The organism is Streptomyces sp. NPDC036813 (genome assembly GCF_055609245.1).
Window position 1 is genome coordinate 103,927 of sequence record NZ_JBVJPV010000010.1, and the last position, 26,977, is coordinate 130,903.

Annotated in this window: 25 protein-coding genes and 5 tRNA genes; 19 read left to right on the forward strand and 11 right to left on the reverse strand. The window is 73.6% G+C overall.

All coding sequences use genetic code 11. The features are described 5' to 3' along the window. Positions 1-249: 249 nt before the first annotated feature. From ACZ67Q_RS21570 to ACZ67Q_RS21580, 3 genes are all read left to right on the forward strand, one after another. Positions 250-1,431: a glycerophosphodiester phosphodiesterase gene (locus ACZ67Q_RS21570; protein ID WP_471184450.1), complete on the forward strand. Its 1,182-nt coding sequence runs from the start codon at positions 250-252 to the stop codon at positions 1,429-1,431. Between the two features lie 69 nt (positions 1,432-1,500). After that, positions 1,501-2,121, forward strand: coding sequence for an RNA polymerase sigma factor (locus ACZ67Q_RS21575; protein ID WP_471184453.1), 621 nt, complete (start codon positions 1,501-1,503; stop codon positions 2,119-2,121). Positions 2,122-2,178: 57 nt separating this feature from the next. Then, positions 2,179-2,676 (forward strand): GNAT family N-acetyltransferase, encoded by a 498-nt coding sequence (locus tag ACZ67Q_RS21580; protein ID WP_471184456.1) that lies wholly within the window; start codon positions 2,179-2,181, stop codon positions 2,674-2,676. 1 nt (position 2,677) lies between these two features. Here ACZ67Q_RS21580 and ACZ67Q_RS21585 read toward each other — a convergent pair whose 3' ends face one another. Both ACZ67Q_RS21585 and ACZ67Q_RS21590 read right to left on the reverse strand, forming a co-directional pair. Continuing rightward, positions 2,678-3,094: a hypothetical protein gene (locus ACZ67Q_RS21585; RefSeq protein WP_471184458.1), complete on the reverse strand. Its 417-nt coding sequence runs from the start codon at positions 3,092-3,094 to the stop codon at positions 2,678-2,680. Position 3,095: 1 nt separating this feature from the next. Further along, entirely contained in the window at positions 3,096-3,455 is a 360-nt protein-coding gene (locus ACZ67Q_RS21590) for a hypothetical protein (protein ID WP_471184461.1), read from the reverse strand. Between the two features lie 603 nt (positions 3,456-4,058). Here ACZ67Q_RS21590 and ACZ67Q_RS21595 point away from each other — a divergent pair. The 8 genes from ACZ67Q_RS21595 (at position 4,059) to ACZ67Q_RS21630 (ending at position 15,928) form a co-directional block, all read left to right on the forward strand. Further along, on the forward strand, positions 4,059-5,093 hold the full coding sequence (locus tag ACZ67Q_RS21595) for a methionine ABC transporter ATP-binding protein (RefSeq protein ID WP_471184463.1): 1,035 nt from the start codon (positions 4,059-4,061) through the stop codon (positions 5,091-5,093). Between the two features lie 20 nt (positions 5,094-5,113). Beyond that, entirely contained in the window at positions 5,114-5,842 is a 729-nt protein-coding gene (locus ACZ67Q_RS21600) for a methionine ABC transporter permease (RefSeq protein ID WP_471184847.1), read from the forward strand. A gap of 66 nt (positions 5,843-5,908) precedes the next feature. Then, positions 5,909-6,742 (forward strand): MetQ/NlpA family ABC transporter substrate-binding protein, encoded by an 834-nt coding sequence (locus ACZ67Q_RS21605; protein ID WP_471184465.1) that lies wholly within the window; start codon positions 5,909-5,911, stop codon positions 6,740-6,742. A gap of 141 nt (positions 6,743-6,883) precedes the next feature. Next, the gene (locus ACZ67Q_RS21610) at positions 6,884-7,522 is read left to right on the forward strand and encodes a GNAT family N-acetyltransferase (RefSeq protein WP_471184468.1); all 639 of its coding nucleotides are present in this window, start codon (positions 6,884-6,886) and stop codon (positions 7,520-7,522) included. A gap of 86 nt (positions 7,523-7,608) precedes the next feature. Next, positions 7,609-8,820 carry a precorrin-6y C5,15-methyltransferase (decarboxylating) subunit CbiE gene (cbiE, locus tag ACZ67Q_RS21615; RefSeq protein WP_471184470.1) on the forward strand — a complete coding sequence of 404 codons (1,212 nt, stop codon included), beginning with the start codon at positions 7,609-7,611 and terminating at the stop codon, positions 8,818-8,820. A 344-nt stretch (positions 8,821-9,164) separates the two neighbouring features. Beyond that, entirely contained in the window at positions 9,165-13,679 is a 4,515-nt protein-coding gene (gene cobT, locus ACZ67Q_RS21620; RefSeq protein WP_471184472.1) for a nicotinate-nucleotide--dimethylbenzimidazole phosphoribosyltransferase, read from the forward strand. Positions 13,680-13,821: 142 nt separating this feature from the next. Continuing rightward, positions 13,822-15,048 carry a uroporphyrinogen-III C-methyltransferase gene (cobA, locus tag ACZ67Q_RS21625; protein WP_471184475.1) on the forward strand — a complete coding sequence of 409 codons (1,227 nt, stop codon included), beginning with the start codon at positions 13,822-13,824 and terminating at the stop codon, positions 15,046-15,048. Between the two features lie 61 nt (positions 15,049-15,109). Further along, the gene (locus ACZ67Q_RS21630; RefSeq protein ID WP_471184477.1) at positions 15,110-15,928 is read left to right on the forward strand and encodes a TrmH family RNA methyltransferase; all 819 of its coding nucleotides are present in this window, start codon (positions 15,110-15,112) and stop codon (positions 15,926-15,928) included. A gap of 348 nt (positions 15,929-16,276) precedes the next feature. On the opposite strand, the gene ACZ67Q_RS21635 is transcribed toward ACZ67Q_RS21630, so the two are convergent. Then, positions 16,277-17,788, reverse strand: coding sequence for a serine/threonine-protein kinase (locus ACZ67Q_RS21635; protein ID WP_471184850.1), 1,512 nt, complete (start codon positions 17,786-17,788; stop codon positions 16,277-16,279). A 615-nt stretch (positions 17,789-18,403) separates the two neighbouring features. On the opposite strand from ACZ67Q_RS21635, the gene ACZ67Q_RS21640 reads away from it, so the two are divergent. From ACZ67Q_RS21640 to ACZ67Q_RS21650, 3 genes are all read left to right on the forward strand, one after another. Continuing rightward, positions 18,404-18,598, forward strand: coding sequence for a hypothetical protein (locus ACZ67Q_RS21640; protein WP_361625205.1), 195 nt, complete (start codon positions 18,404-18,406; stop codon positions 18,596-18,598). Between the two features lie 271 nt (positions 18,599-18,869). Continuing rightward, positions 18,870-19,910: a phosphotransferase gene (locus tag ACZ67Q_RS21645; RefSeq protein ID WP_471184480.1), complete on the forward strand. Its 1,041-nt coding sequence runs from the start codon at positions 18,870-18,872 to the stop codon at positions 19,908-19,910. 80 nt (positions 19,911-19,990) lie between these two features. Beyond that, positions 19,991-20,287 (forward strand): TFIIB-type zinc ribbon-containing protein, encoded by a 297-nt coding sequence (locus ACZ67Q_RS21650; protein WP_361625199.1) that lies wholly within the window; start codon positions 19,991-19,993, stop codon positions 20,285-20,287. Positions 20,288-20,336: 49 nt separating this feature from the next. Here ACZ67Q_RS21650 and ACZ67Q_RS21655 read toward each other — a convergent pair. The 5 genes from ACZ67Q_RS21655 to ACZ67Q_RS21675 form a co-directional block, all read right to left on the reverse strand. Further along, positions 20,337-20,408, reverse strand: a tRNA-Val gene (locus ACZ67Q_RS21655). Positions 20,409-20,437: 29 nt separating this feature from the next. After that, positions 20,438-20,509: transfer RNA gene (locus ACZ67Q_RS21660), tRNA-Val, on the reverse strand. A 49-nt stretch (positions 20,510-20,558) separates the two neighbouring features. Continuing rightward, positions 20,559-20,630, reverse strand: a tRNA-Val gene (locus ACZ67Q_RS21665). A 1-nt stretch (position 20,631) separates the two neighbouring features. After that, a tRNA-Cys gene (locus ACZ67Q_RS21670) sits at positions 20,632-20,705 on the reverse strand. Positions 20,706-20,745: 40 nt separating this feature from the next. Next, a tRNA-Gly gene (locus tag ACZ67Q_RS21675) sits at positions 20,746-20,818 on the reverse strand. 200 nt (positions 20,819-21,018) lie between these two features. Between ACZ67Q_RS21675 and ACZ67Q_RS21680 the strand changes: the two genes are divergently transcribed. The 3 genes from ACZ67Q_RS21680 (at position 21,019) to ACZ67Q_RS21690 (ending at position 23,828) form a co-directional block, all read left to right on the forward strand. After that, positions 21,019-22,065, forward strand: a complete 1,047-nt coding sequence (locus ACZ67Q_RS21680; protein WP_471184482.1) for a chorismate-binding protein — start codon at positions 21,019-21,021, stop codon at positions 22,063-22,065. Between the two features lie 65 nt (positions 22,066-22,130). Further along, positions 22,131-22,952 carry an aminotransferase class IV gene (locus ACZ67Q_RS21685; RefSeq protein WP_471184484.1) on the forward strand — a complete coding sequence of 274 codons (822 nt, stop codon included), beginning with the start codon at positions 22,131-22,133 and terminating at the stop codon, positions 22,950-22,952. Positions 22,953-23,003: 51 nt separating this feature from the next. After that, entirely contained in the window at positions 23,004-23,828 is an 825-nt protein-coding gene (locus ACZ67Q_RS21690; RefSeq protein ID WP_471184486.1) for a GNAT family N-acetyltransferase, read from the forward strand. Between the two features lie 135 nt (positions 23,829-23,963). On the opposite strand, the gene ACZ67Q_RS21695 is transcribed toward ACZ67Q_RS21690, so the two are convergent. Further along, positions 23,964-24,509, reverse strand: coding sequence for a DsbA family protein (locus ACZ67Q_RS21695; protein ID WP_471184488.1), 546 nt, complete (start codon positions 24,507-24,509; stop codon positions 23,964-23,966). 289 nt (positions 24,510-24,798) lie between these two features. Here ACZ67Q_RS21695 and ACZ67Q_RS21700 point away from each other — a divergent pair, with 289 nt between their 5' ends. Together ACZ67Q_RS21700 and ACZ67Q_RS21705 are read left to right on the forward strand one after the other, a co-directional pair. Next, positions 24,799-25,239 (forward strand): hypothetical protein, encoded by a 441-nt coding sequence (locus ACZ67Q_RS21700; RefSeq protein WP_471184491.1) that lies wholly within the window; start codon positions 24,799-24,801, stop codon positions 25,237-25,239. Between the two features lie 179 nt (positions 25,240-25,418). Further along, the gene (locus ACZ67Q_RS21705) at positions 25,419-25,586 is read left to right on the forward strand and encodes a hypothetical protein (protein ID WP_471184493.1); all 168 of its coding nucleotides are present in this window, start codon (positions 25,419-25,421) and stop codon (positions 25,584-25,586) included. A 54-nt stretch (positions 25,587-25,640) separates the two neighbouring features. On the opposite strand, the gene ACZ67Q_RS21710 is transcribed toward ACZ67Q_RS21705, so the two are convergent. Both ACZ67Q_RS21710 and ACZ67Q_RS21715 read right to left on the reverse strand, forming a co-directional pair. Next, positions 25,641-26,201: a CGNR zinc finger domain-containing protein gene (locus ACZ67Q_RS21710; protein WP_471184495.1), complete on the reverse strand. Its 561-nt coding sequence runs from the start codon at positions 26,199-26,201 to the stop codon at positions 25,641-25,643. A 328-nt stretch (positions 26,202-26,529) separates the two neighbouring features. Beyond that, entirely contained in the window at positions 26,530-26,943 is a 414-nt protein-coding gene (locus ACZ67Q_RS21715; protein WP_030011909.1) for an SsgA family sporulation/cell division regulator, read from the reverse strand. Positions 26,944-26,977 lie beyond the last annotated feature (34 nt).

Below are 26,977 nucleotides of genomic sequence, written 5' to 3' on the forward strand. Positions count from 1 at the left end.
TCTTACGCACTGTTGACGTCGGTTCACCTGCGGTGCCGCCGTGTGGACGGCGTATGACAGGCGGGTGACGATGTGACCGACGGCTCACCCGGACGCCGCACGGGTACCCCGACGGTGGGTCAGCAGCCGGGGGATGAGACGAAATACGACATCCGCAGTCATCCGTGCGTTCCCGTCAGGGCCTCCCCCTCGTCATGTGCACGCCCCTACGATCGCCGCGCACGGACATCGAGGGGCAGGAGGTCGCACATGGGCACACAGGAGTCGCGGGAGACCGAAGGGACGACGAGCGGGGGGACCGGACGGCGCGCGCTGCTCGGCGCCGCGGTGCTCGGCGCGGGCGCCTCCGTGCTGGGACTCGCCGGCACGGCACGGGCGGCCGACGGAGCCGCGCGGCACGGCGGGGGCCTGAAGAGCCTGCCCGTGCCGACGGTCATCGGGCACCGCGGCGCGAGCGGTTACCGGCCGGAGCACACCTTCGGGTCCTACCAACTGGCCCTCGACCTGGGCGCCGACATCGTCGAGGCCGGTGACCTGGTGCCCACGAGGGACGGCCATCTGGTGTGCCGGCACGAGCCGGAGATCGGCGGCACCACGGACGTCGCCGACCATCCCGAGTTCGCCGACCGCAAGACCACCAAGACGCTCGACGGCGTGCCCACCACGGGCTGGTTCACCGAGGACTTCACGCTCGCCGAGCTGAAGACGCTGCGCGCGATCGAGCGCATCCCGGCCAACCGGCCGCACAACACCCTCTACAACGGCCGCTGGGAGATCCCCACCTTCGAAGAGGTCCTGAAGTGGCAGGACGAGCAGACCCGCAAGCGCGGCAAGCAGGTGTGGATCTACCCCGAGACCAAGCACCCCACCTACTTCCGCAAGCTGGGCCTCGGCCTGGAGGAGCGGGTGGCCAAGCTGCTGCACAAGTACGGCAAGGACAAGCGCACCTCGCCGGTCATCCTGCAGTCCTTCGAACCGACCAGCATCCAGCGGCTGAACAAGCTCGTCGACAATCCGCTGGTCGTGCTGCTGTCGTCCGCGAGCAGCCGCCCGTACGACTTCGTCGACTCCGGTGACCCGCGCACGGTCGCCGACCTGATCACCCCGAAGGGCCTGCGCGAGATCGCCGGCTACGCGCAGGGCATCGGGCCGACCCTGGACCTGGTCATCCCCAAGGACGCGAACGGGAACCTCACCCGGCCCACCACGCTCGTCGCCGACGCGCACAAGGTGGGCCTGGTCCTGCACCCCTACACCATGCGCAACGAGAACCCCTTCCTGCCGGCGAGCTTCCGCAAGGGGACCGACGCCGACGGCTACGGCGACGTGTTCGGCGCCTTCCGGACCTACTTCGCCACCGGCATCGACGGCGTCTTCACCGACAACCCGGACACCGGACTGCTGGCCCGCGAGGCCTTCGTCAACGGCTGACCGACTCGTTGGAGTGACCTCACGGCCGCCCGGGCAACCCACCGCCCGGGCGGCCGCGTCGTGCCGGACATGACGCACGACGCGCCGCACCGGGCACACGACCTGCCGCACGGGGGACATGACCTGCCACACCGGAGACATGACCTTCCACACCGGGGTCACGCCGTTCCGTACAAAGGACACGACCTCCCGCCCAGGGCCGCCCATGACCTGCTCGCCACCCTGCGACCGCTGCTGGCCGCCGAGGCCCGTGCCGAGGCGCACGCCTTCGGGGGCGAGGCCGCGGACCTGGAACAGGCGGTCTGGCTGCGGCTGCTCGAACGCCTCGCCGCCGCCGGCCCGCCGCCCGACCCGCAGGGCTGGCTGCGCCGGGCCGTCCGCGCCGAGGCCCGCCGCACCCGTCGCACACGGCGGCGCGAGGAGCGCTACGACGGTGAGCCGGCCGGCAAGGAGCCCGGCCCGGAAGCGCTCGTGCTGGCCGCCGCGCGCGGGCGGGCCCTGCGGGAGGCGGTGCGCCGGCTGCCGGGCCGGTGCCCGCGATTGCTGGAGGCGCTGCTGTCGCCGCGGGACCTGACATACCGGGAAATCGCGGGGGAGTTGGGTATCTCACAGGGCAGTCTCGGCCCGGAACGCTCCAGATGTCTGGGATGTCTGCGGCGTTTGCTCGTACGGGAGGTTGCGGCGCGCTGACCGCGGGGATAGGAGTGGGGGACAACAGATGATCAGGTGAGCGGGAGGCGTGCGCACATGGGCATGAGCGTGACCATCTCTGCGGCGACCGAGCAGGATGCCGAACAGATCTTCAGGCTGCAGTACCTGTGCTTCCAGAGCGAGGCCGCGCTGTACGGCAACTACCGCATCGACCCGCTCGTCCAGACCCTGGACTCGGTGCGCGAGGAGGTCGCCCGGGACTGTGTCCACGTGGCGCGGCTCGGCGACGAGGTGGTCGGCTCGGTGCGCGGCCACGTCACCGAGGACGGCTCCGCGGCCATCGGCAAGCTCTGTGTCCACCCGCGACTGCAGGGCCACGGCATCGGCGCCCGGCTGCTGCGCACGGCCGAGACGGCGCTCACCGAGGAGCACGGCGTCACCCGGTTCCGGCTCCACACCGGCCACCGCAGCGAGGGCAACCTGCGGCTGTACCGCAAGGTCGGCTACCAGGCGGTCGGCACCGCCGAGGGCACCGACGGCGTCCGGATGATCGTCCTGGAGAAGCCGGCCGGGGCGTACGCGCAGACGGCGTGACTCAGGACCGCTGCTGCCGCGACGTCCGCAGCCAGTAGATCGCCGAGAGCGGCAGCAGCACCGGAATGAAGATGTATCCCATCCCGTAGTCGGACCACACGGTCGCGTCGGGGAACGCCGAAGGCTCGACCAGGGTCCAGGTGCCGACGGTCAGGACGCCCGCGAGTTCGGCGGCGCAGCACCACAGGGCGGCCCGGCGGGCCCTCTCGCCGCCACGCACCAGCGAGTACGTGATGAACCCGTAGACGACGCCGGCCACCGCCGACAGCGAGTAGGCCAGCGGGGCCCGGTCGAACTCGGTCGCGATCTGGTAGACGGACCGCGACACCGCGCCGACCACCATCACGCCGTACAGCCACACCAGCAGCATGCCGGGCCCGCTGATCAGCCGGGCCGGCTTCTCCTGCACCGCCGTCATCTCAGCCTCCCCAGATGTCGTAGAGCCGTACTTCCAGCACGGCGAGCACCACGCCGCCGGCGGCGACGGTCGCCGAACCCCACCGGGTGCGCTCGGCCAGCGACATGAACCCGGCCGCCGGAACGCACGCGAAGGCGCCCAGCAGATACGCCACGAAGATCGCCGTGCCCTGCTCCGGCTTCTCGCCCCGCGCCAGCTGCACGATCCCCACCACCAGCTGGACCACGGCCAGCAGCGAGACCACGCCCATGCCGATGAAGTGCCAGTCCTTCGTCGGCTGGTCACGATAGGCCGCCCAGCCGCACCAGGCGGCCAGCAACAGCGCGGCGACCCCGGTCACCAGCGTCAGGACATCAAGCATGCAGCGACTTTATTACGACCGAATCGTCCCGCCGCCCGCACCCCTGTCGTCGGCGCCCCGGCCCCCACCTGCCCGCCGCCGCGCTCACCGTGGCGTTGGCCACAACCACCGCGGCCACGGGCCCCGCGCCGACCTCGTCGACGTCCGCCCGCCGGCCCTGTCCGTACTGGTCACCGCCGCCGGCGTCGAGACCGGCGTGCGGGCGTGCGCCGCGTCCGGTGCCGTCCCACCACTGTCCACTATCCGGACAGTCCTGACCGGTCAGCACCGTACGTCTGCTTTACTGATCGCATGACCACGACGAGCGACCGCACCCCTGCGACCGAGGCGACCATGACGCCCGGTGCTCGTTGTATGTGTCGTACGCGCCGAATGTGCGCCTGCTAGAGGGCCCCCGCACCACCTGAGCCTCGCGCCCCGAAGCGAGTGCCCGCTCGTGTTCCGCCCTGCGCGGCCGAGCCCCCGCCCCGCGCGCGCACGTTCCACCCCCACGGCCGCACCCCCGCGCCGAAGAACACGCCGCGCCCGGGCGCCTTCGATTCTTCATGCCCCGTGCCCGGCGCCCACGACGTGCCGCGCACTCGACAGTGACGGAAACCCCACGTGATCACCACACAGGGCCTCACCAAGGTCTACCGCTCACGCGGCCGCGAGGTCACCGCCCTGGCCGGCGTCGACCTGCACGTCCGCGAAGGCGAGGTCTACGGCGTCATCGGCCAGTCCGGCGCCGGCAAGTCCTCCCTCATCCGCTGCGTCAACCTGCTGGAGCGCCCCACATCCGGCACCGTGACCGTCGCCGGCCAGGACCTCACCGCCCTCGCCGGGCGCGGCCCGCGCGCCGGCCGCGAGCTGAGGCAGGCCCGCAGCCGTATCGGCATGGTCTTCCAGCACTTCAACCTGCTGTCCTCGCGCACCGTCCAGGACAACGTCGAACTGCCCCTGGAGATCCTCGGCCGCTCCGGCAAGAACCGCTCCCGCAAGGCGCTCGAACTGCTCGAGCTCGTCGGCCTCGCCGACAAGGCGGGCGCCTACCCCGCCCAGCTCTCCGGCGGCCAGAAGCAGCGCGTCGGCATCGCCCGCGCCCTGGCCGGCGACCCCAAGGTGCTGCTGTCCGACGAGGCCACCAGCGCTCTCGACCCGGAGACCACCCGGTCCATCCTGACCCTGCTGCGCGACCTCAACCGCGAACTCGGCCTCACCGTCCTGCTCATCACCCACGAGATGGACGTCGTGAAGACGGTCTGCGACTCCGCCGCGCTGATGGAGAAGGGCCGCATCGTCGAATCGGGCACGGTCAGCGAACTGCTCGCCACCCCCGGAAGCAAGCTCGCCAGCGCGCTGTTCCCGGTCGGCGGCGAGGCCTCCGCGGACGACCGCACCGTCCTCGACGTCACCTTCCACGGCGAGGCCGCCACCCAGCCGGTCATCTCCCAGCTGTCGCGCACCTACAACATCGACATCTCGATCCTCGGCGCCGCCATCGACACCGTCGGCGGGCTGCAGATCGGCCGCATGCGCATCGAGCTGCCCGGCCGCTACGAGGACAACGTCGTGCCCATCGGCTTCCTGCGCGAGCAGGGGCTCCAGATCGACGTCCTGGGCCAGGAGCCCGCGCTGGTGAAGGAAGGTGCCAAGTGACCTGGACTGATTGGTCGACGATGCAGCCCCTGCTGTCGCAAGCGTGTTGGGACACCCTCTACATGGTCGGCTGGTCCACCCTCATCGCCGTCGTCGGGGGTCTGCCGCTCGGCATCCTGCTCGTCCTGACGGACAAGGGCGGGCTGCTGCAGAACGTCGTCGCGAACAAGGTCATCGGCCAGATCGTGAACATCGCCCGCTCGATGCCGTTCATCATCCTGATGGTGGCCCTGATGGGCTTCACCCGCTGGGTCACCGGCACCACCATCGGCCGTGACGCCGCGATCGTGCCGCTCGCGATCGGCGCGATCCCGTTCTTCGCGCGGCTCGTCGAGACGTCCGTCCGCGAAGTGGACGGCGGTCTCGTGGAGGCGGTGCAGGCCATGGGCGGCAGCACCTGGAAGGTCGTGCGCAGCGTCCTCCTCCCCGAGTCGCTCCCCTCGCTGATCTCCGGCACCACCACCACGATCATCGCCCTCATCGGCTACTCCGCCATGGCCGGCACCGTCGGCGCCGGCGGCCTCGGCGACATCGCCATCCGCTACGGCTACCAGCGCTTCGAGACCGGGCTGATGTGGATCACGGTGGCCATCCTGGCCGTCGTCATCTCCCTGCTGCAGTTCGCCGGCGACTACACGGCCCGCACCCTGCACCGCCGTACCGGCAAGACCGGTGGCCTGCTCCTGTTCCGCCCGATGCGCGGCGTCTTCGGCGGCACGGTCGCCGCCGACGCCGTCCGCAAGGGCTGAGCACCCCGAGAACTCCCCGTTCACCTGACAACGGGGTCGCACCACCCATAAGGAAAGGCACTTTTCGTGCGTAACACCGCCAAGATCACCACCGCCGTCCTCGCCGCCGGAGCCCTCACCCTGGGCCTGTCCGCCTGCGGCTCGGACAAGGACTCCGCCAAGGACCCGAACGCCACGCTGACCGTCGCCGCCACGCCCACCCCGCAGGGCGAGATCCTCACCTACATCAAGGACAACCTGGCGCAGAAGGCCGGCCTCAAGCTCGAGGTCAAGGAGTTCACCGACTACGTGACTCCGAACACGGCCGTCCAGCAGGGCGAGGTCGACGCCAACTACTTCCAGCACAAGCCGTACCTCGACGACTTCAACAAGAAGAACGGCACCGACATCGTCCCGGTGCCCGGCGGTACGGTCCACCTGGAGCCGCTCGGCGTCTACTCCAAGAGCCTGAAGAAGCTCGACGACCTCAAGTCGGGCGGCACCGTCGCGCTGCCCAACGACACCACCAACGAGGCCCGCGCGCTCAAGCTCCTCGAGGACAACGGGGTCATCAAGCTCAAGGCCGGTGCCGGGTACTCCGCGACCCCCAAGGACGTCACCTCCAACCCCAAGAACCTGAAGTTCAAGGAGCTGGAGGCCGCCCAGCTGCCGCGCTCCCTCGGTGACGTGGACGCCGCCGTCATCAACGGCAACTACGCGCTGGAGGCCAAGCTCAGCCCCGCGAAGGACGCCCTCGTCGCGGAGAAGGCCCAGAACAACCCGTACGCCAACTTCCTGGCGGTGAAGAAGGGCGACGAGAGCGACCCGCGCGTCAAGAAGCTCGCGAAGCTCCTCACCTCGCCCGAGGTGAAGAAGTTCATCGAGGACAAGTACCAGGGCGCCGTCGTCCCGGCGTTCTGAGCCCGCGCGTGCGCCAACGGGGTCCACTCCTCACGGGGGGTGGACCCCGTTGTGCGGTTCAGTGGTTACATGCTGCATGCTGGGCAGTTCAGTGAGCCCTGACGGTTCCTCAAGAAACTCCCGAAGGTTACGGAGCGTCGCATGACTAGCACCTTCCCCAACATCTCCATCAGCACGGAGCGGTTGGTGCTGCGTCCCCTCGACGACGACGACGTGCCCGCCCTGACCGAGATGATGAACGACGAGCAGGTTGCCGCCTGGACCGACGTGCCCCGGCCGTTCACCGAGGACGCCGCCCGGCAGTGGATCACCGAGTACGCGCGCACCGAGCGCACCACGGGCCGCGGCCTGGACCTCGCGGTCACCGAGTTCCTCACCCAGCGCCTGGTCGGCGTCGTCCAGCTCACCAAGACCAACTGGCACATCCGGTCCACCGAACTGTCGTACATCGTCGCCCCCTGGGCGCGCGGCGAGGGCTATGCCTCCGAGGCCGCGCTCGCCACCGCCCAGTGGCTCTTCAACGACCAGAAGTTCGAACGCATCGAGCTGCGCACCGCCGCCGACAACACCGCCTCCCAGCAGGTCGCCCAGAAGATCGGCTGCATCAGCGAGGGCGTGCTGCGCAACGCCTGCATAGTCCACGTCCGCACCGAAGACGGCACGTGGACCGACGTGCGTACCGACTTCATCGTGTGGAGCCTGCTCCCGGAGGACCTCGAGGGAGCCGACGAGCAGCTCGCAGACACCGGCGGCTTCGCGCCGTACTCCGACTGGAACTGAGCCGCGGCACCCCACCAGGTACGCTCGAAGCCGCCCCCCGGGCCCAGCACCCCTGACGACCTGCGCAAACCTGGAGACTGACGACGATGGCCGACCGGGTCACGGTGATCGGCTGGGACGGCTCGCCGCTGACCGAGGCGGCACGCGCCGCCCTCGGCGCCGCCACACTGGTGGCCGGCGCCGCCCACCACCTGGCACTGCCCGAGGTTCCGCCCGGCGCCGAGCGCATCCGGCTGGGCAGCGTCGCCCTCGCCGCCCGCCGCATCGCCGGCCACCGCGGCACCGCCGTCGTCCTCGCCGACGGCGACCCCGGCTTCTTCGGCGTCGTGCGCACGCTGCGCGCCCCCGAGTTCGGCCTCGAGGTGGAGGTCGTCCCCGCCGTCTCATCCGTCGCCGCCGCCTTCGCCCGCGCCGGCATGCCCTGGGACGACGCCCTGGTGGTCGTCGCCCACCCGCGCACCCTGCGCCGCGCGGTCAACGTGTGCCGTGCCCACACCAAGGTCGCCGTCCTCACCGCACCCGGAGCAGGCCCCGCCGAGCTGGGGCTGCTCCTCGAGGGCGTCCACCGCACCTTCGTCATCTGCGAGGAACTCGGCACCGAACGCGAGCAGGTCTCCGTCGTCACCTCCGACAAGGCCGCCGACCACACCTGGCGCGACCCGAACGTCGTCATCGTCATCGGCGGCCGGGCCGGCGCCGCCGAGGACGGCGGCTGGATCGCCGGCCGCGACCCGGCCACCGCACCCCGCGGCTGGACCCTGCCCGCCGACGCCTACGACGGCGACCTCGGCGAGGGCGAGACCGAACCGCTGCGCGCCGCGCAACTCGCGCGCCTCGGGCCCCGCGTCGGCGACCTCGTGTGGGACATCGGCTGCGGCTCGGGCGCCTTCGCCACCGAGGCCGCCCGCGCCGGCGCCGCCGTCCTCGCCGTCGACCGGGACCCCGACGCCTGCGCCCGCACCGACGCCGTCGCCCGCCGCCACGGCGTCCAGCTGCAGATCGTCCAAGGCGCCGCCCCGCAGGTCCTGGAGGACCTGCCCGAACCCGACGTCGTCCGGGTCGGCGGCGGGGGAGCGGCCGTCGTCTCCGCCGTCGCCGACCGGCGCCCGCAGCGCATCGTCACCCACGCCGGCACCCGCGACGCCGCCGAACTCATCGGCCGCGACCTGACCGAGCACGGCTACCACGTCCAGTGCGCCCTGCTGCAGTCCGTCGAGCTCGACACCCGCGCCTGGTCCGAGACCGAGCGGAGCGTGGCGTTCCTGCTCACCGGGGTGCTCGCGGACCGAACCCCGTGATCGGCTTGTCGTATCGCGGGGTAGGCTGGCCGATCGTCGTACCGCAACCGGTCGCCCGGCGCTCCGCCGGTCAATGTCCGTAAAAACCGGTCCGTTTCGGGGCGGGTGTGGTACGGCAGAACGCGTGGACGCGCAACGTGGCGCAGTCCACAGCGGGCTGTCGCGGATCACGCTGTCGCGACGGCGCAACGGCCGGGACAATGCCACTGAATGGCTTTGTCGCCTTTTCCGGGCGGTCGTTCGTGCCGCTGGGCACGCCCGCTCGTTCTTCACTGCGGGGCGGTCGGTGCGCCGTTCCGGGTGAACTGGTCGTAGAGGCACTAACCGATGGGCGAGGGGTACGCATGACCGACACCGGCCAGGTCCCGGGCGAGGGGCTGCCGGAGAACGCAGGCACGGTGGAGCAGCCGGGCGTCTCCGCGCCCGGTGCGTACGCCTACCTCTCCGAGAGCCCCGCCGAGGACGAAGACCTGCTGCTGCCCGGCTCCCACGGGGCCTGGGGCAACGAGGTGGCGCCGCCCGCGCCCGAGCCGGTCGTCGAGGCCGTGCACGAGCCGGGCCCGCACGAGTTGTCCGGCCGCGACAGCGGCTCCGTCGACCTGAACGGGGTACGGCTCCCGGGCCCGGCGCCGCAGCGTACAGCGCCCACCCGGCCCATCCCGCCGATCACGCCCCGCCGGCCGCTGCACCTCGGCCCGCCGATCCCGGACGCCTCCGCGAGCCCGGTCCGCTCCCTCGCCGACCGCGGCCCCGCTGACGCCCCGGTCCGCCAGGCGGTCCCGTCCCCCAGCGGCCCCGAGTACCTCGACGCCCCGCAGCAGGCCGGCGCGCCGGCGTCCGCGGAGGCCGCGGCGTGGCCCGCGCAGGCCCAGGTGGCCGCCGGGGCGGTCCCTGCCGAAACGGTCAGCCCGGCGGCGGCGCCGCAGCCCGGCCCGGTGGACGCGGCCCAGGCCGCCGTGGCCCGCCTCGCGACGGAAGCGGTCACGGCGACGGGCAGCCACGTGCTGCCGCCGCAGGTTCAGGAAGCGGCGGCGGAGGCGGCGGCCCACGGCGCGGCCGTCGACGCCGGGGCCGACGCACAGGCGCCGACCGAGGCGCAGGCGCCGACCGAGGTGCCGACCCCGCCTGAGGTGCCGGACCAGGTGTCGGCGCAGGTGCCGGCGCCGACCGGACTGCCCGAGACCGTGCAGCCGGAGCAGGCGGCGCCGGCCGCTGCCGAGGCCGCCGCTGTCGAGACGCCGGTGCAGGACGCGGCGGCCGAAGCCGGTGCCGAGGTGGCGCCTGCCGACGGTGCCGTGGCCGCGGGCGCGCAGGCACCGGCCGACGCCCCGGCGCAGCCGGTCGCGGCCAAGACCGCCGAAGCCCCCGGTGCCGAGAACGGGCCGGTGGATGAGCCGGCTGCGGAGGAGCCGGCTGCGGACGGCCCGGCCGTGACGGAGGCGGCCGTGGCGGGGGAGACCGTCGCTGCCCAGCCGGGCGAGGACGCCGCCGCGCAGCCGGTCGAGCCGGTCGCCGCCCAGCACCAGCCCGTCGATGCCGCCCAGCTCGCCGCTCCGGCCGAGGAACCGGCGCAGCCCGCCGCTCCGGTGGCCGAGGCCGCTCCGGTCGCCGAGGCCGCGCCCGCCGCCGAGCCGCTCCCGGCCGAAGCCGTGCCTGCCGCCCAGCCGGACGCTGCCGAGGTGGCTCAGCCCGCCGAGCCCGTGGCGCCCGAGGCGGTCCAGTCGCTCGCCGTCCCGGTCGAGGCGTCGCAGGCCCCCGAGCCGCACGCCCCCGAGGTGCCGCAGGCTTCCGAACCCCCCGCCGAGACGCAGACGCCCGAGCCGTCTGCCGCCGCCGAGGCACCGCAGGCCGAGGAGCCGTCCGCGGCCGCTGCCCAGGCGACCGACGCCCCCGAGACGCAGGGCACCGAGGCCGTCCCGGCGGACGCTCCGACGGCGCCCGGGGCGCCCGCCGCGGCGCAGGCACCCGAGGCGTCCGAGCTCCCCGCGACGCCCGAGGCCCAGCCCGCCGCCGTGGCACCGCAGGCCGAAGCGCCCGCCGCCGCCCCGGCTGAAGCGCCCGCCGTCCCGGCCCCCGAGGCGTCGGAAGCGTCCGCCGCCCCGGCACCGGAGGCAGCGGAGCCTGCTGCCGAGGCTCCGCAGGTTCCCGAGCCGGCCGGCCCCGAGGCTCCGCAGGTTGCCGAGCCGGCCGGCCCCGAGGTTCCGCAGGTTGCCGAGCCGGCCGCCCCCGAGGCTCCGCAGGTTCCCGAGCCGGCCGCCCCCGAGGCTTCGCAGGTTGCCGAGCCCGCCGCTGCCGAGCCCGCACCGGCCGCCGCCGAGCCGACCCCCGCCGAAGCCGACCAGGCCCCGGAGCCCGCCCTCGTGGCAGCCCCCCAGCCCGTCGAGCCCGCCGCCGAGGCCCCGGTGCCCGCCGACGCGAACGCCCCGGCCACCGAGCCGGCCCCCGCCGCGTCCCAGCAGCCCACCGAGGCCCCGGCCGCCGACCCGGGCACCGCCCAGGTCGCCGCCCCGCAGGACGCGTCCGCCGCCGCACACCCCCCGGTGGCTGTCGCCGCAGCCCAGGAGACCCCCCTGCCGACCCCGGACGAAGCGGCGCAGCCCGCGCCCGCCCCGGCCCCCCAGCCGGACACCCAGATCGCCGCCCCGGCTCCCGCCACCATGCCCGTCCAGGGCCCGCAGGTGCCGCAGGCACAGGACGCCCCGCAGCCGCCGGTGGCCGTCGCGGCCCCGCAGCCCGCCGCACCGGAGGCCGCGCAGCCCGCCCCCGCTGCCGTGCCTGCGCCCTCCGACGCGCAGGCGGCCCCGTCCGACTCCGCGGCCCCGCTGCCGATCGGGCAGTTCGTGCCGGTCGACGGCCAGGTGCCGACCACTCCGCACCTCGCACCGACCCCGCCGCACCCCCTCACGCTGCCGGTGGAAGAGCCGGCCGCGCAGCCCGTCGCCCCGGTCCCGGCCCCCCGTGAAGCCGAGGCCGACGCCGGTGTCGTACAGCAGGCGGACGATCTGCGGACGAGGGCAGCGGACCAGGAAGACCTGGAACCGCGGGAAGACCAGGAACAGCCGGAACCCCGGGACGACCGGGACGAAGAGAGCAAGGCCGCCGTGGCAGAGGCACCAGAGTCCACCGGCCCGGCCGCGCCCGGCTACGACGAGGCCGAGCGCGAGGCCGTGCTGAGGGTGATGCGGGAGCGCCGCGACATCCGCAACGGCTTCCGCAGCGACCCCATCCCGCACGAGGTGCTGCTGCGCGTCCTGGAGGCCGCCCACCACGCGCCGTCGGTCGGCCACTCCCAGCCCTGGGACTTCGTCGTCATCCGCTCCGCCGACACCCGCCGCGCCATGCACGAACTGGCGATGCGGCAGCGCGACGCGTACGCCAAGTCGCTGCCCAAGGGCCGGGCGAAGCAGTTCAAGGAACTGAAGATCGAGGCGATCCTCGACACCCCGGTGAACATCGTCGTCACCGCCGACCCGACCCGCGGCGGCCGCCACACCCTCGGCCGCCACACGCAGCCGCAGATGGCGCCGTACTCCGCCGCGCTCGCGGTGGAGAACCTGTGGCTCGCCGCCCGCGCCGAGGGCCTCGGCGTCGGCTGGGTCAGCTTCTTCGACGAGCGCGAGATGGTCCGCGCGCTCGGCCTGCCCGAGCACCTGGAGGTCATCGCGTACCTGTGCGTCGGGTACGTCGACGAGTTCCCGGACGAGCCCGAGCTGATGCAGGCCGGCTGGTCCAAGCGCCGCCCGCTGTCGTGGGTCGTGCACGAGGAGACGTACGGCCGTCGGGCGCTGCCCGGCGAGGAGCCGCACGACCTGCTCGCCGAGACCGTCGCGCAGATCCGCCCGCTGGACGCCAAGGCGCTCGGCGAGGCCTGGGAGCGGCAGAAGCGGATGACCAAGCCGGCCGGAGCGCTCGGCATGCTGGAGATCATCTCCGCGCAGCTGTCCGGGCTGTCCCGGCAGTGCCCGCCGCCGATCCCGGAGCCCGCAGCCGTCGCGATCTTCGCCGGCGACCACGGTGTGCACGCCCAGGGCGTCACCCCCTGGCCGCAGGAGGTCACCGCCCAGATGGTGGCCAACTTCCTGGGCGGCGGAGCGGTCTGCAACGCCTTCGCCAACCAGGTCGGCGCCGAGGTGTGTGTCGTGGACGTCGGTGTCGTTGCCGACCTGCCCGCCACGCCCGGCCTGCTGCCCCGCAAGGTCCGCGGTGGCACGTCCGACATGACCACCGGCCCCGCGATGACCCGCGAAGAGGCCAAGAAGGCCATCGAGGTCGGCATCGAGACCGCCCGCGATCTGGTGGCGGCCGGCAACAAGGCGCTGCTCACCGGCGAGATGGGCATCGCCAACACCACCGCGTCCGCCGCGCTGATCTCCGTCTACACCGGCGCCGACCCGGCCGAGGTCACCGGCCGCGGCACCGGCATCAACGACGAGACGCTGGCCCGCAAGACCGAGGTGGTCCGCCGCGCCCTGGAGCTGCACCAGCCGGACCCGGCCGACCCGATCGGCGTGCTCGCGGCGATCGGCGGCTTCGAGCACGCGGCCATGGTCGGCCTGCTGCTCGGCGGCGCCTCCCTGCGGACGCCGGTGATCCTCGACGGCGTCAGTGCGGGCGCCGCAGCCCTGGTGGCCCGCGCCATCGCGCCCGAGGTCCTCGCCGCGTGCATCGCCGGCCACCGCAGCGCCGAGCCCGGCCATGTCGCCGCGCTCAACAAGCTGGGCCTGCGCCCCCTGGTCGACCTCGACCTGCGCCTCGGTGAGGGCACCGGCGCGCTGCTCGCCCTGCCGCTGGTGCAGTCCACGGCCCGGGCGATGCACGAGGTGGCGACGTTCGACTCGGCCGGCGTCACCGAGAAGTAGGCGACCCACACAGGGCGGTCCGGCGTTCACCTGCCGGACCACCCGTGCGCCCCGCCCCGCCCACCGCCTAAAATCCGCACGTCAGGGCCGCTCCGGAGCCGCAGCGCGCCCCACCGCACCGCTGCACGAGGAGCCGTCCCTCATGGCCGAACACCCCGCCTACCCCGTAGGACTCCGCCTCACCGGCCGTCGCGTGGTCGTCCTCGGCGGCGGCCAGGTCGCCCAGCGCCGCCTGCCCGCCCTCATCGCGGCCGGCGCGGACATCCACCTCGTGTCGCCCGAGGCGAGCCCGTCGGTCGAGGCCATGGCCGACGCGGGCGAGATCACCTGGCACCGGCGCCCCTACCAGGACGGCGACCTCGCCGAGGCCTGGTACGCCCTGATCGCCACCAGCGACGCCGACGCCGCCACCGCCGCCTCCGCCGAGGCCGAGCGGCACCGCGTGTGGTGCGTGCGTTCCGACGACGCCGACGCGGCGACCGCCTGGACGCCGGCCACCGGTCACAGCGAGGGCGTCACCGTCGCCGTACTGACCACGGACGCCCGCGGCCGCGACCCGCGCCACACCGCCGCCATCCGCGACGCGGTGGTCGAGGGCCTGCGCGACGGCACCCTGGTCGCCCCCCACCACCGCACCCGCACCCCGGGTGTCGCCCTGGTCGGCGGCGGCCCCGGCGACCCGGACCTGATCACCGTGCGCGGCCGCCGCCTGCTCGCCGAGGCCGACGTCGTCATCGCCGACCGCCTCGGCCCGCGCGACCTGCTCGCGGAACTCCCGCCGCACGTCGAGGTGATCGACGCGGCGAAGATCCCCTACGGCCGGTTCATGGCCCAGGAGGCCATCAACAACGCGCTCGTCGAGCACGCCAAGCAGGGCAAGTCGGTCGTCCGGCTCAAGGGCGGCGACCCGTACGTCTTCGGCCGCGGCATGGAGGAGCTCCAGGCGCTCGCCGAGGCGGGCATCCCCTGCACGGTCGTGCCCGGCATCTCCAGCTCGATCTCCGTCCCCGGCGCGGCGGGCATCCCGGTCACCCACCGCGGGGTCGCCCACGAGTTCACCGTAGTCAGCGGCCATGTCGCCCCCGACGACGAGCGTTCCCTGGTCGACTGGCCGTCGCTGGCCAAGCTGACCGGCACGCTCGTCGTTCTCATGGGCGTCGACAAGATCGGCAAGATCGCCGAGACGCTCGTCGCCCACGGCAAGTCCCCGGACACCCCGGTCGCCCTCGTCCAGGAGGGCACGACGGCCGCGCAGCGCCGCGTCGACGCCACCCTCGCGACCGTCGCGGAGACGGTCCGCGCCGAGGACGTGAAGCCCCCGGCGGTCATCGTCATCGGCGAGGTCGTGAAGGTCGGCCCGACGCCGTAACCCGGGCATCCCCCTCACCCGCGCCGCCCGCTCCGCACGCACGACAAGGCAGTATCACCCCGTGGCCGAACTCATCATCATCGACGACCCCGACGACCCGCGCCTGACCGACTACACCGGCCTGACCGACGTCGAGCTGCGCCGCAGGCGCGAGCCGGCCGAGGGGCTGTTCATCGCCGAGGGCGAGAAGGTCATCCGGCGGGCCGGCGAAGCCGGCTACGCCATGCGCTCGATGCTGCTGTCGGCCAAGTGGATCGACGCGATGCGCGACGTCATCGACGCGTCGGCGGCACCCGTCTACACGATCGACCCGGAACTCGCCGAACGCGTCACCGGCTACCACGTGCACCGCGGCGCTCTCGCGTCCATGCAGCGCAAGCCCCTGCCCACGGCGGCCGAGCTGCTGGCGAACGCGCGCCACGTCGCGGTCATGGAGTCCGTCAACGACCACACCAACATCGGCGCGATCTTCCGCTCGGCCGCCGCCCTCGGCATGGACGCGGTGCTGCTGTCCCCGGACTGCGCCGACCCCCTCTACCGGCGCAGCGTGAAGGTGTCGATGGGCGCGGTCTTCTCCGTGCCGTACGCCCGCCTGGAGACCTGGCCCAAGGGGCTCGACCCGGTGCGCGAGGCGGGCTTCACGCTGCTCGCCCTCACCCCGGACGCCAAGGCCAAGACCCTCGACGAGTGCGCCCCGCACACCATGGACCGGGTCGCGCTCATGCTGGGCGCGGAGGGCGACGGCCTGTCACGGCAGGCCCTGGCCGCCGCCGACGAGTGGGTCCGCATCCCCATGTCCCACGGCGTGGACTCCCTCAACGTGGGCGCGGCGGCAGCGGTCGCCTTCTACGCGGTGGCGACGGGCCGCCCGCAGCTCTGAGGCCGGGGCGCGCGCAGAGCCCCGCCGGTCTCCGGGGCCGGGATCGCGCTGCCGGTCCGGCCGGTCTCCGGGGCCGGGATCGCGCTGCTGGTCCGGCTGGGCTCCGGGGCCGGGATCGCGCTGCCGGTCCGGCCGGTCTTCGAGGCCGGGATCGCGGTCTCGGGCTGGCCGGGCTCCGAGGCCAGGACCGCGTTGTCGTTCCAGCCGCGCTCCGAGGCACGGGACCTCGTTGTCGCTCCCGGCGCTCCGAGGCACGGGACCGCGCCCGGCGCGCCGCCCGCGCTGCAGCAGGCCGCCGCCCATGGGACAGGGGCCCTCAGTGCCCCGGGCTCCGCAGCAGTGGGTCTCTCAGTCCCGCCACAGCGTGGACTCGTACCGCTGCGACATCAGCTCGTCCTCGGGCAGTGGCGTGAAGCCGGGCCGTGCGCTCTCCAGCGTCCGGCCCGTCTCCAGCATCCGGTCCGTCTGCTGCGTCCGATGAGTCTGCTGCGTCCGATGAGCCTGTCGAACGCCGCTGTCGCCGCCCAGCCCCCGGGCCGGGCCCTCGCAGCCCTGGACGAGGGCGATGCCGAGCGCCACCAGCAACGTCACCACCACGAACACGGTCAGCCGCTGGCGCAGCAGCCGGGGGTTGGCCGGGCGCAGCCGCGTCCCCGTCGTGCGCGGTGCCGGACGTCCGGAGCCGCTGCGCTGCGCGGGCCTGCTGCCGCCGCCCGGCCGCCGGCCGTCGCGCGAGGCCGGCGTCGGCCGGCCGGCGGCCCGGGAACCGGAGCCGCCCCGCGACGCCGGGCCCGCGCCGCGCGCGGCCGCGCTCCCGCCCCGGGAGGGGCTGTCACCGCGGGAGGGCGCCCCGCCCCGGGACGCGCCGGCCCGCGATCCCGCGCTGCCGCGCGGCAGCGGGGTCCCCGGGCTGCTCGCGGGGCCTTGCGGCCGTCGCTGGGTGTGCTCCGGGTACAGCGTGTCGGCGAGCCGCCCCGTGGGCCGGTCGGCCTCGGCGGCGCGCGGCGCGGGCGGACGCACGTCGGCCAGGCCCTGCGCCTCGCGGGCCGCGATCTCCTTCAGCCGCAGCGACAGCTCCAGCGTGCTGGGCCGCTCCTCGGGGTCCTTCGCCAGGCAGGTGCGCACCAGCGGCGCCAGCGCGTCCGGTACGCCGTGCAGCTGCGGCTCCTCGTGCACCACCCGGTACAGCATCACCTCGGAACTGCCGTGCCCGAACGGTGAGTCACCGGTGCATGCGTACGCCAGGGTCGCCCCCAGCGAGAACACGTCCGTGGCCGGCGTGACCGCCGCGCCGCGCACCTGCTCGGGCGCCAGGAAGCCGGGCGAGCCGACGGCCGTGCCGACGTGCGTGAGCGTGGAGGCGCCGGTGGCCCAGGCGATGCCGAAGTCGATGATCCGCGGGCCCTTGGGGGAGAGCAGGATGTTGGACGGCTTCAGGTCCCGGTGCACCACGCCGGCCTCGTGCACGGCGACCAGCCCCTCCGACAGGGCGGCCCCGACCGCGGCGACGTCGGCCGCGATCAGCGGCCCCTCGTCGGCGACCTTGTCGTGCAGCGACGGTCCGGGGACGTACTGCGTCGCGAACCAGGGCCGCTCCGCCTCCAGGTCGGCGGCCACCAGCCGGGCCGTACATCCGCCGCGGATGCGCCGCGCCGCCGAGACCTCGCGCGCGAACCGCGACCGGAACTCCTGGTCCTCCGCAAGATCGGGACGGATCACCTTCAGCGCGACCCGCTGCCCCTTCTTGTCGGAGCCCAGGTAGACCACGCCCATCCCGCCCGCGCCGAGCCGTCGGTGAAGCCTGAACGAGCCGACGACGCGCGGGTCCTCGCGCCTCAGGCGCATCATCGCCATGTTCATCCCCGCTGCCCGGTCCGTGTGACGTGGCACAGCTTACGTTTCCACGGCCGGTTGCGCGCAGAGGCCGCGCCCTCTCGTGCCGATGCGTTGCCGGTCGCAGGGACGGCACTTGAGGCCGGGTCAGAAGCAGTACGGACGACCTGCTTCCGGACCAGGACGGATCCCAACCTCCCACGGGACCAGGGAAGTTGATCTTGGGGTGCGCGGCAGCCGCTGGTCGGCCCCGGCCGTGGGGGACACCCCGGGCCCGGCCGGGACGCCGGCGGGCGGGGGCGGCCGCCGGGCGAGGACGGCGGTACGCCCCAGAGCGGACGAAGTGATCGAAGTCACCCGGCCGGACCCCCTGGGCCGGGCGGAAAGGCCGGGGCAAACCCGCCCGCAGCGGACGCCCCCTCCGGGAAGACCCCGAGACCTGGGTCCGCGTCTCCACCCAGGGGAGTACGTCCCCGGTGGCGGCTCATCCTCCGGGAGGCCCGGCAATCGATACGAAGGCATGACGTCCCCGGCTCGCCGCCCGCCTAGATTTGAAGTCAAGCGGCGGGTGCAGCACTCGTCCCCCGAGGTCACGACACTCGCCGCTGCCAAGGACAACCGAGCACGGTCGGGAGAGGGACCATGGCCCACACGGCACCGCGGACACTGCTCCGCACGCAGGGACGCCTCACGCGTCCCCGCCGCACGGGCCGCCGCCACCCCCTGGTGGCGACGCTGATGGCCCTTCCCCTGGCGGCCCTGCTCCTGCTCGTCTTCGACGGCTGGGAGACGGTGGCCACACAGGCGTCGTCCGTGGGTGTGATGCTGGGGCGCTGAGCGGCGACCCCAGGCCCGGAAGAGCGGTCCGGGCGGGGACATCCATCCATGAAACCCCGTGGGGACGGGGGTGCGGCGGACGGCAAAAATGCCGGCGCAGCTGGGGAGCTGCGCCGGCATTGCTTTTCCCCTTCCGCAGTCCTGACCCCACGCCGACTCCGGTCCGCCGGTCCGCCATCCCCCGCTCAGCCGGACACCGGACCCCCCCCCGACACCGGAAGCCCGGACACCGGACACCGGCGCACACCGGACCCGTCGTACCCTCACCCCCATGCCCACCGCCCTCCTCGCCGACCTCACCCGCCGGGTCAGACAAAGGGCCCACCCCACCGACACCCGCTGCGACGCCTGCGCGGCAAGCACGCTGGCCGACCGCCCCGACGCCACCGTCGTGCGCCACGCCGGCACGGTCGCCAAGGCGCACGCACCGCACACCGACCCCGCGGGTCTCGCCCCCCGCCTCGCCGTCGCCGCCCGGCTGCCCGAGGTCCTCCTGCCCCCGTTGACCGAGGCCCCGCTCACCTTGCACGGACGCCCGGTGACCTTCTGGCCCTACGGCGCCCCCGTGGACCCCGACGACCCGGACGCCGCCCCCTGGGAGGCCGCCGCCACCCTCCTCGCCCGCCTCCACCGCACCCCCGCCCCGCCGGACCTGCCCGTGATGCGCGGTCCGGCCAAGGCGGCGGACGCGGTCACCCGTCTGCGCTCCGCCCTGCAGGCCACCCCCGCCGAAGCCCGCACCACGGCCCCCCTCGCCGAAGGCGCCGGCACCGGCGCCCGCACGCCCACTCTCCCCGCCGAAGGCACGGGCATCCCCACCCTCCCCGCCGAGGCCGGCCCCGTCCTGCGCGCCTGGGCCGCCCTGCCCGCCTGGGCCCGCGCCGAGGCGCCCATGCCCGGCCCTCTTGCCCTCTGCCACGGCGACCTGCACCTCGGTCAGCTCGTCCGGCACCCCGCGCCGGCCGGCGACTGGCGGCTCATCGACGTCGACGATCTCGGTACCGGCGTACCGGCCTGGGATCTGGCCCGTCCGGCCGCCTGGTACGCCTGCGGGCTGCTCCCGCCGCAGGAGTTCTCCCGCTTCCTGGACGCCTACCGCGCCGCCGGCGGCCCCGCGGTGCCTGCGACCGGCGACCCCTGGCCGGCGCTGGACGTCCCGGCGCGCGCCCTGACCGTGCAGACGGCCGCCCGTGCGCTCGTCAAGGCCGACGCGGCGGGCCGTCCGCTGGACGAGGTGGAGCGGGCCGTCGTGGACGCCTGCGCCCGCATGGACGGCGCCCCGGCGCAGACGGCGGCGCAGGTCACACCGTAGGGTGCAACCGACCGCGGCCGGACGGAGTCTGTCCTGGCGATACGCGAAGCAGGACCGAACGGCGAGGAGTTGAGCCGACCATGCAGTGTCCCAAGTGTCATGCGCCCATGCACACCTACAACCGCAACGGCGTGCAGATCGAGCAGTGCAGCGGCTGCCGGGGGATCTTCCTCGACTACGGCGAGCTGGAGGCGCTGACCCGCCTGGAGTCGCAGTGGTCCCAGCCGGCCCCGCCCCCGCCCGCCCCGCAGGCATACCCCGCCCCGCAGGCACCCGCCTGGGGAGCGCCGCAGCACGGCGGTCATCACGGTGGCCACTACGGCCACGGCGGTCACCACCGTCACAAGAGCTTCGGCCACATGCTCTTCTCCAGCTGAGCGCAGACACGAAGAAGCCCCCGGTCGCAGGACCGGGGGCTTCGGTGTGTGGACGATACTGGGATTGAACCAGTGACCTCTTCCGTGTCAGGGAAGCGCTCTCCCGCTGAGCTAATCGTCCGGGATCAGTGACCACCGGGTCACCGACAGTGCGCGATACTGGGATTGAACCAGTGACCTCTTCCGTGTCAGGGAAGCGCTCTCCCGCTGAGCTAATCGCGCGGGGATGCGGATCTTGCGAGAAGATCCTCGGACCTCCGAGGAGATCCAGTGGACGATACTGGGATTGAACCAGTGACCTCTTCCGTGTCAGGGAAGCGCTCTCCCGCTGAGCTAATCGTCCTTGGAGGTGGAGACGGGATTTGAACCCGTGTAGACGGCTTTGCAGGCCGTTGCCTCGCCTCTCGGCCACTCCACCAGGAGTGTAGGGGATCCGGGAAGATCCCTTACGTCCTTCGAGCGGACGACGAGGTTCGAACTCGCGACCTCAACCTTGGCAAGGTTGCGCTCTACCAACTGAGCTACGTCCGCCTGTCGTTTCGGTCCGCTTGCGCGTCCCGGCGACGTGTTGAACTCTAGCGGATTCCTGGGCCAGCACAAAAACGCGTTTGCGCAGCGTGCTGCGGTGCGCCCGGGCAACGACCTGGTCGGGGCCGCTCGTGCCGCCGGCCGGGACCATCGCGCGGACACGCCCGGGCGGGCCGGCGGACACCCGCCATAGACTCGACAGCGTGCTCGAACTGCCCCCGCTCGCCCGGTTCGGCGACCGCCTCGCCACCGGCCTGACCGACGTCACCGACGACCCCGCGGCCCTGGACTCCTCCGGCTTCTGGGCGGTCGCCGCCGACTTCGAGGGCCGGCTGACCTGCGCCCGCTTCTCGGACGTCCGTCACGAGCCGGTGCCCGCGCCCCTGCCGGGAGCCTGGCATGGCCCGGCCGCCGGCGACTGGACGTCCTCCCTCGACCGCGCCGCGTACACCGCGGGCGTGCGGCGGATCCGCGAGTACATCGCGGCCGGCGAGGTCTACCAGGCCAACCTCTGCCGCGTCCTGTCCGCGCCCGTCCCCCCGGACGCCGACGTGGACGCCCTCACGGCCCTGCTGGCCCGCGGCAACCCGGCGCCGTATGCCGGAACGATTCGGCTGCCGGCGCACGGCGTGGAGATCGCCACCGCCTCGCCGGAGCTGTTCCTGCGCCGCGACGGGCGCGTCGTGGAGTCCGGGCCGATCAAGGGCACCGGGCGGACCGAGACGGACCTGCTGGCGAAGGACTACGCCGAGAACGTGATGATCGTGGACCTGGTCCGCAACGACATCGGACGCGTGTGCGCCACCGGCAGCGTCACCGTCCCCGACCTGTGCGTCGTCGAGAAGCACCCTGGCCTGGTCCATCTCGTCTCCACCGTGCGCGGCGAGCTGCGCGAGGGGGACGGCTGGCCCGAGCTGCTCGCCGCCGCCTTCCCGCCCGGCTCCGTCACCGGCGCCCCCAAGTCCAGCGCCCTGCGGATCATCGAGGAGCTGGAGACGGCACGGCGCGGACCCTACTGCGGCGGCATCGGCTGGGTCGACGCCGACCGGGGCGTCGGCGTGCTGGCCGTCGGCATCCGCACCTTCTGGATCGACCGCGGCGACGGCACGCTGCGCTTCGGCACCGGCGCCGGGATCACCTGGGGATCCGACCCGGAGGGGGAGTGGCAGGAGACCGAGCTGAAGGCGTCCCGGCTGCTCGCGGTAGCGTCGGGGACGTACGAGGTGAGTGGAGAGGGACCGACGGCATGACGCACCCGACCCAGGACGGGCGGCGGCGGCCGGGTCCCCGGCCCGAAGTTGCGAGGTAGCGACCAGTGAAGATCTGGCTGGACGGCGCGCTGCAGGACGTCGAGTCCGCCCGCGTCTCCGTCTTCGACCACGGGCTGACCGTGGGCGACGGCATTTTCGAGACGGTGAAGGCGGTGGACGGCACGCCGTTCGCCCTGACCCGCCATCTCGACCGGCTGACCCGCTCCGCTCGCGGCCTCGGCCTGCCCGACCCCGACCACGACGAGGTCCGCCGCGCCTGCGCGGCCGTCCTGGCGGCCAACCCGATGCCCCTCGGCCGGCTGCGCATCACCTACACCGGCGGCCACGGCCCCCTCGGCTCCGACCGCGGCGAGCACGGCCCCACCATGGTCGTCGCCCTGGGCGAGACCACCCGCCGTCCGGACACCACGGCCGTCGTCACCGTCCCCTGGACCCGCAACGAGCGTGGCGCCCTCACCGGACTGAAGACGACCTCCTACGCCGAGAACGTCGTCGCCCTCGCCCGCGCCCACGAACAGGGCGCCTCGGAGGCCCTGTTCGGCAACACCGTCGGGCAGCTGTGCGAGGGCACCGGTTCGAACGTCTTCGTCGTGCTCGACGGCGAGATCCACACCCCGCCGGTCGCCTCCGGCTGCCTCGCCGGCATCACGCGGCAGCTGGTGGTCGAGTGGACCGGCGCCGAGGAGACCGACCTCCCGCTCGACGTGCTCGAGCGCGCCGAGGAGATCTTCCTGACCTCCACCCTGCGCGATGTGCAGGCCGTGCACCGGGTCGACGGCCGCGAACTGCGCGGCGCTCCCGGCCCGGTGACCGCCAAGGCCATGCGGGTCTTCCAGGAGCGTGCCGGGGACGACCTCGACCCGTAGAGCCGCGATATTCGGCTGACTCGGGGCCGTACGGCGGGTAGAACACCCGTGATGACCACGACCCTGCGGCCGACCGAGCCGTTTCAGCAAAACGCCGACGGAACCCGTTCGCGCCGCTTCCAGGTGTGCGTGAACGGCCGACCCGTCGGCGCGGTACACCTCGGCACCCACCCCGTCTTCGGCGACGCCGTCGCCCAGGTCCTGGACCTGCGCATCGAGGAACCCGACCGCCGGCGCGGCCGCGCCACGGTCGCGGCGCTCGCCGCCGAGGAGGTCGTACGCGGCTGGGGCTGCCGGCGGATCGAGGCGACCGTCCCTGCCGACGCCGCCGCCGCGTTCCGCCTTGCCACGGCGCTCGGGTACGTGGTGCGCAACCGGAACATGGCCAAGCCGCTCGGCGACACCCCGCCCGCGCTGCCCGAGGGCAGCGTCGGGCGGCCGATGACGGACGAGGAGTTCGGCCCCTGGCTGGCCCAGAACAAGCTGGACTACGCCCGCAGCTGGACAGCGCGCGGGGTGCCCGAGGCCGAGGCCCGGGCCAAGTCGGAGCGGGACCACGCCACCCTGCTGCCCGAGGGCCGCGCCACGCCCGGCATGCTCGTCAGCGTCCTCGAACACGAGGGGACACCGGTCGGCACGCTGTGGCTGGCGCTGCGCGAGGACGGCGCCTTCGTGTTCGACGTCGAGGCCGACGCCGCCCACCGCGGCCGCGGGCACGGGCGTTCCCTCATGCTGCTGGCCGAGGCCCAGGCCGTCACGGCGGGGCAGCGGAGGATCGGGCTCAACGTCTTCGCCGGCAACACGCCGGCCGAGCGGCTCTACGAGTCCCTCGGCTACGAGACGACGCTGTACGCCGTCTACAAACAACTGGTGTAACCGTGCTCGCGGGGCAGGCACCGGGGCTGCCGGGCTGCCTGGGCCCGCGCCGTCCGCCGGAGGCGCCGGCGCGGTCGGCTCTCCCGGTCGGACGGGGCGGGGGGTCGGCTCTCCCGGCCGGACGGGACCGGGTGGTCAGCTCTCCCGGCCGGACGCCAGCAAGCGGTCGGCGATCTGCTCGACGCGCTCGCGCAGGCCCTGCCGGCTCTTGCCGCCGTCGAGACGCTCACCGCCGATGACGTACGTCGGCGTGCCCGTCACCCCGATCGCCTTGCCCTCGGCCTGGTCGGCGTCCACGATCAGGATGTGCCGGCCGTCGATCAGCGCGGTGTCGAACTCGTCGGCGTCCAGACCGAGTTCGCCGGCCACCTCGACGAGGAACGGCTCTCCCCTGCGGTCCAGCTCCTCGAGGCGGCCGAGCACCGCCTCGACGTACGGCCAGCCCTGCCCCTGCACCGCCGCCTCCTCGGCGGCCTGCGCCGCGGCGAAGGCGTGCTTGTGCTTCTCCAGCGGGAAGTGCCGCAGCCGCACCTCCAGCCGGTCGCCGTAGCGGGCGCGCAGGGCGCGCAGGTCGTCGAGGGCGGTGCGGCAGTCGGGGCACTGCAACTCGCACCACACGTCGAGGACGACGGGGGTGGCGGGGGACGCGGGAGTGGTGGCCGCGGGGGAGGACTCGCTCATGCGCCCAGTCTCCCAGTCCGGCCCGCGCCACCCCAATCCGGACCGGGCAGGAGAGCGCCTGCGGTCCTCAGGGCGCGGCGGGAGGGCATGTCGCCCGGACCTGCGGGGCCCCCGGGGAGGAGGGCGTCTGCTCCCTGGGGTGGAGAGAACCCGGAGTTCCGGGAGGAGGCGACCCGGACATCTCCCTGATGTCGGGCCTCAGGCATGGCCCGCGAGGGATCGGGCGGTGCAGGATGGAAGGGACGAACCGACCGTCCGTCTGCCCGACCGAAGCCCGCTGGAGGACCGGATGATTGCCGAGACCGTCTGCTCAGCCGTCGCCGCGGCCGGCCTGGGCATCGCGGTGGTCACCGCCTACCGCAAGCGCTTCCTCACGGCCGCCCGTATCGCGGCGTACGCCCTCGTGCCGCTCGGCCTGGTCATGACGGGGGTCGTCCAGTGGGCAGCCCACACCGCCTTCAGTCCCACGGCCTGGGCCGGGGTCGTGATCCTCGTCGGTGCCTGGGGCCTCTTCATGACGACCCGCGCGGTCGAACGCCGCCGCGGAGGCACCCGTGCCGAGCGCAAGGCGGCCCGAGCCGCCCAGCCCGACGCCGTCGCCCCGACCGCCTCCGCCGCGTCCCTCGGCCCGGGCACGCGGCCGGCGACCCGGTCCGCGACCGCGCCCAAGCCGAACGCGTCCGACGACTTCTCCGATATCGAGGCCATCCTCAAGAAGCACGGCATATGACGGACGGCCGTCGGCGGAAAGGCCGTGGGCTGAAACGACACAGTGGGTCCGCGCACGCCCCGAAGTGACCACTCAACGATCACGGTTCGCGCAGGTCAGCATGGATTCCGGCGATCTCCCGGACATTACGTGTGTGTTGATCGCCGAGGGCGGCCCGGCTGCGCCATCATCAGCGCGAGATGCTGGACACGACGCAGCTGGACACGACACAGAGCGAGGCCGCGCCGCCGCGGGAAGAGCCGCGCGGCTGCCTCTTCGCCCTTTCCCAGCCACCGCTGATGATCTTCCTTGCGGTGATCGGGTGTCTGCTGCTCATGGCTTCGTTGCACGACCTGCTGTTGCTGTGAGCCGTACCCGTGGAGCCCGGCGTCACCCGCCGGGCCCCGCGACACAGCCATGGGTCAGCCGGCCGCTTCCTTGCGGCGCGCCCGGTAGGCGGCCACGTGCAGACGGTTGCCGCAGGTGCGGCTGTCGCAGTACCGGCGCGAGCGGTTGCGGGACAGGTCGACGAAGGCGCGCCGGCAGTCCGGTGCCTCACAGCGGCGCAGCCGCTCCTGTTCACCGGCCACCACGAAGAACGCCAGAGCCATGCCGCAGTCGGCCGCCAGGTGGTCGGCGACCGACGCACCGGGGGCGAAATAGTGCACATGCCAGTCGTAGCCGTCGTGGTCCGTCAGGCGCGGGGTGGTCCCGGCGGCGGCCACCAGATCGTTGATCAGAACGGCCGCGCTGCGGGGATCCGGCGCGGCGAAGATGCCGGCGAACCGTCCGCGGATCTTGCGCACGGCCGAGAGATCGAACTCCGACAGCACTCCCACATCGCTGATCTGGTGCTTTCGCACGAAATCCTCGAGCGCGGCGACATCCGGCAGCCCGTCGGGCGTCGCGTCGTCCTCCGGCGCGGTGTTCACCAGATCCACCACGGCGTCGAGGGCGCACCGGGTGTCGTGGGTGATCAGCACGTTTCGCTCCCTGGCCTGGGGGTCGGGCGGGCGCCCGCCGATGCTGGCCGATGGTAACGGCTCCCGCCGACCGCGCACCGGTGCGCTCCGGCCTGTGGATGCCGGTAGAACGCGACGAGGCACGCAAGGGTTCCCGAGCGAACGCGAAGAGTGAGGGGGAGCGGGGTGATGAGCGAGACGGAGCGGAGAGCGTCTGCCGACGCGCGCACGCCGACGCCGCCTGGCAGCGAACTGCTCAGACGACGTCGGCGCACGCCCTATGCGGTTGTCCTGGCCCGAGCCGTCTCCCCGAGTGGACGGCGCCGGGCGGCTTGGTGAGGGCCGCGGCCTAGCTCTCCGCCAGGATGTGGGAGAGCTCTTTGTCGAGATCGAAGTGCCGGTGCTCCGTGCCGGGGGGCACGGCGGCGTCCGTCCGCTTCAGAAACGACTCCAGGGCCCGCGCCGGGGCCTCGAGCAGGGCTTCGCCCTCCGGCGAGCTCAGGGCGATGCAGACCACGCCCTGGCCGTGACTGCGCGACGGCCAGACACGGACGTCGCCGGTGCCGGTGGGTCGGTGAAGCCCCTCGGCGAGGAGGTCGCGGGCGAACACCCACTCGACGGTCTCCTCGGCTCCGGTGTGGAAGGTGGCGTGCACGGCGTAGGGGTCGGCCGTGTCGTACCGCAGGCCTGCGGGGACAGGCAGGGAGGACTCGCTCGACACAACGAGGCGCAGGTGCAGCTCGCAGCTGACCGTGGTGTTCATAAGCGCCAGGGCCTTTCGCTCAGTGTGCGCTCGG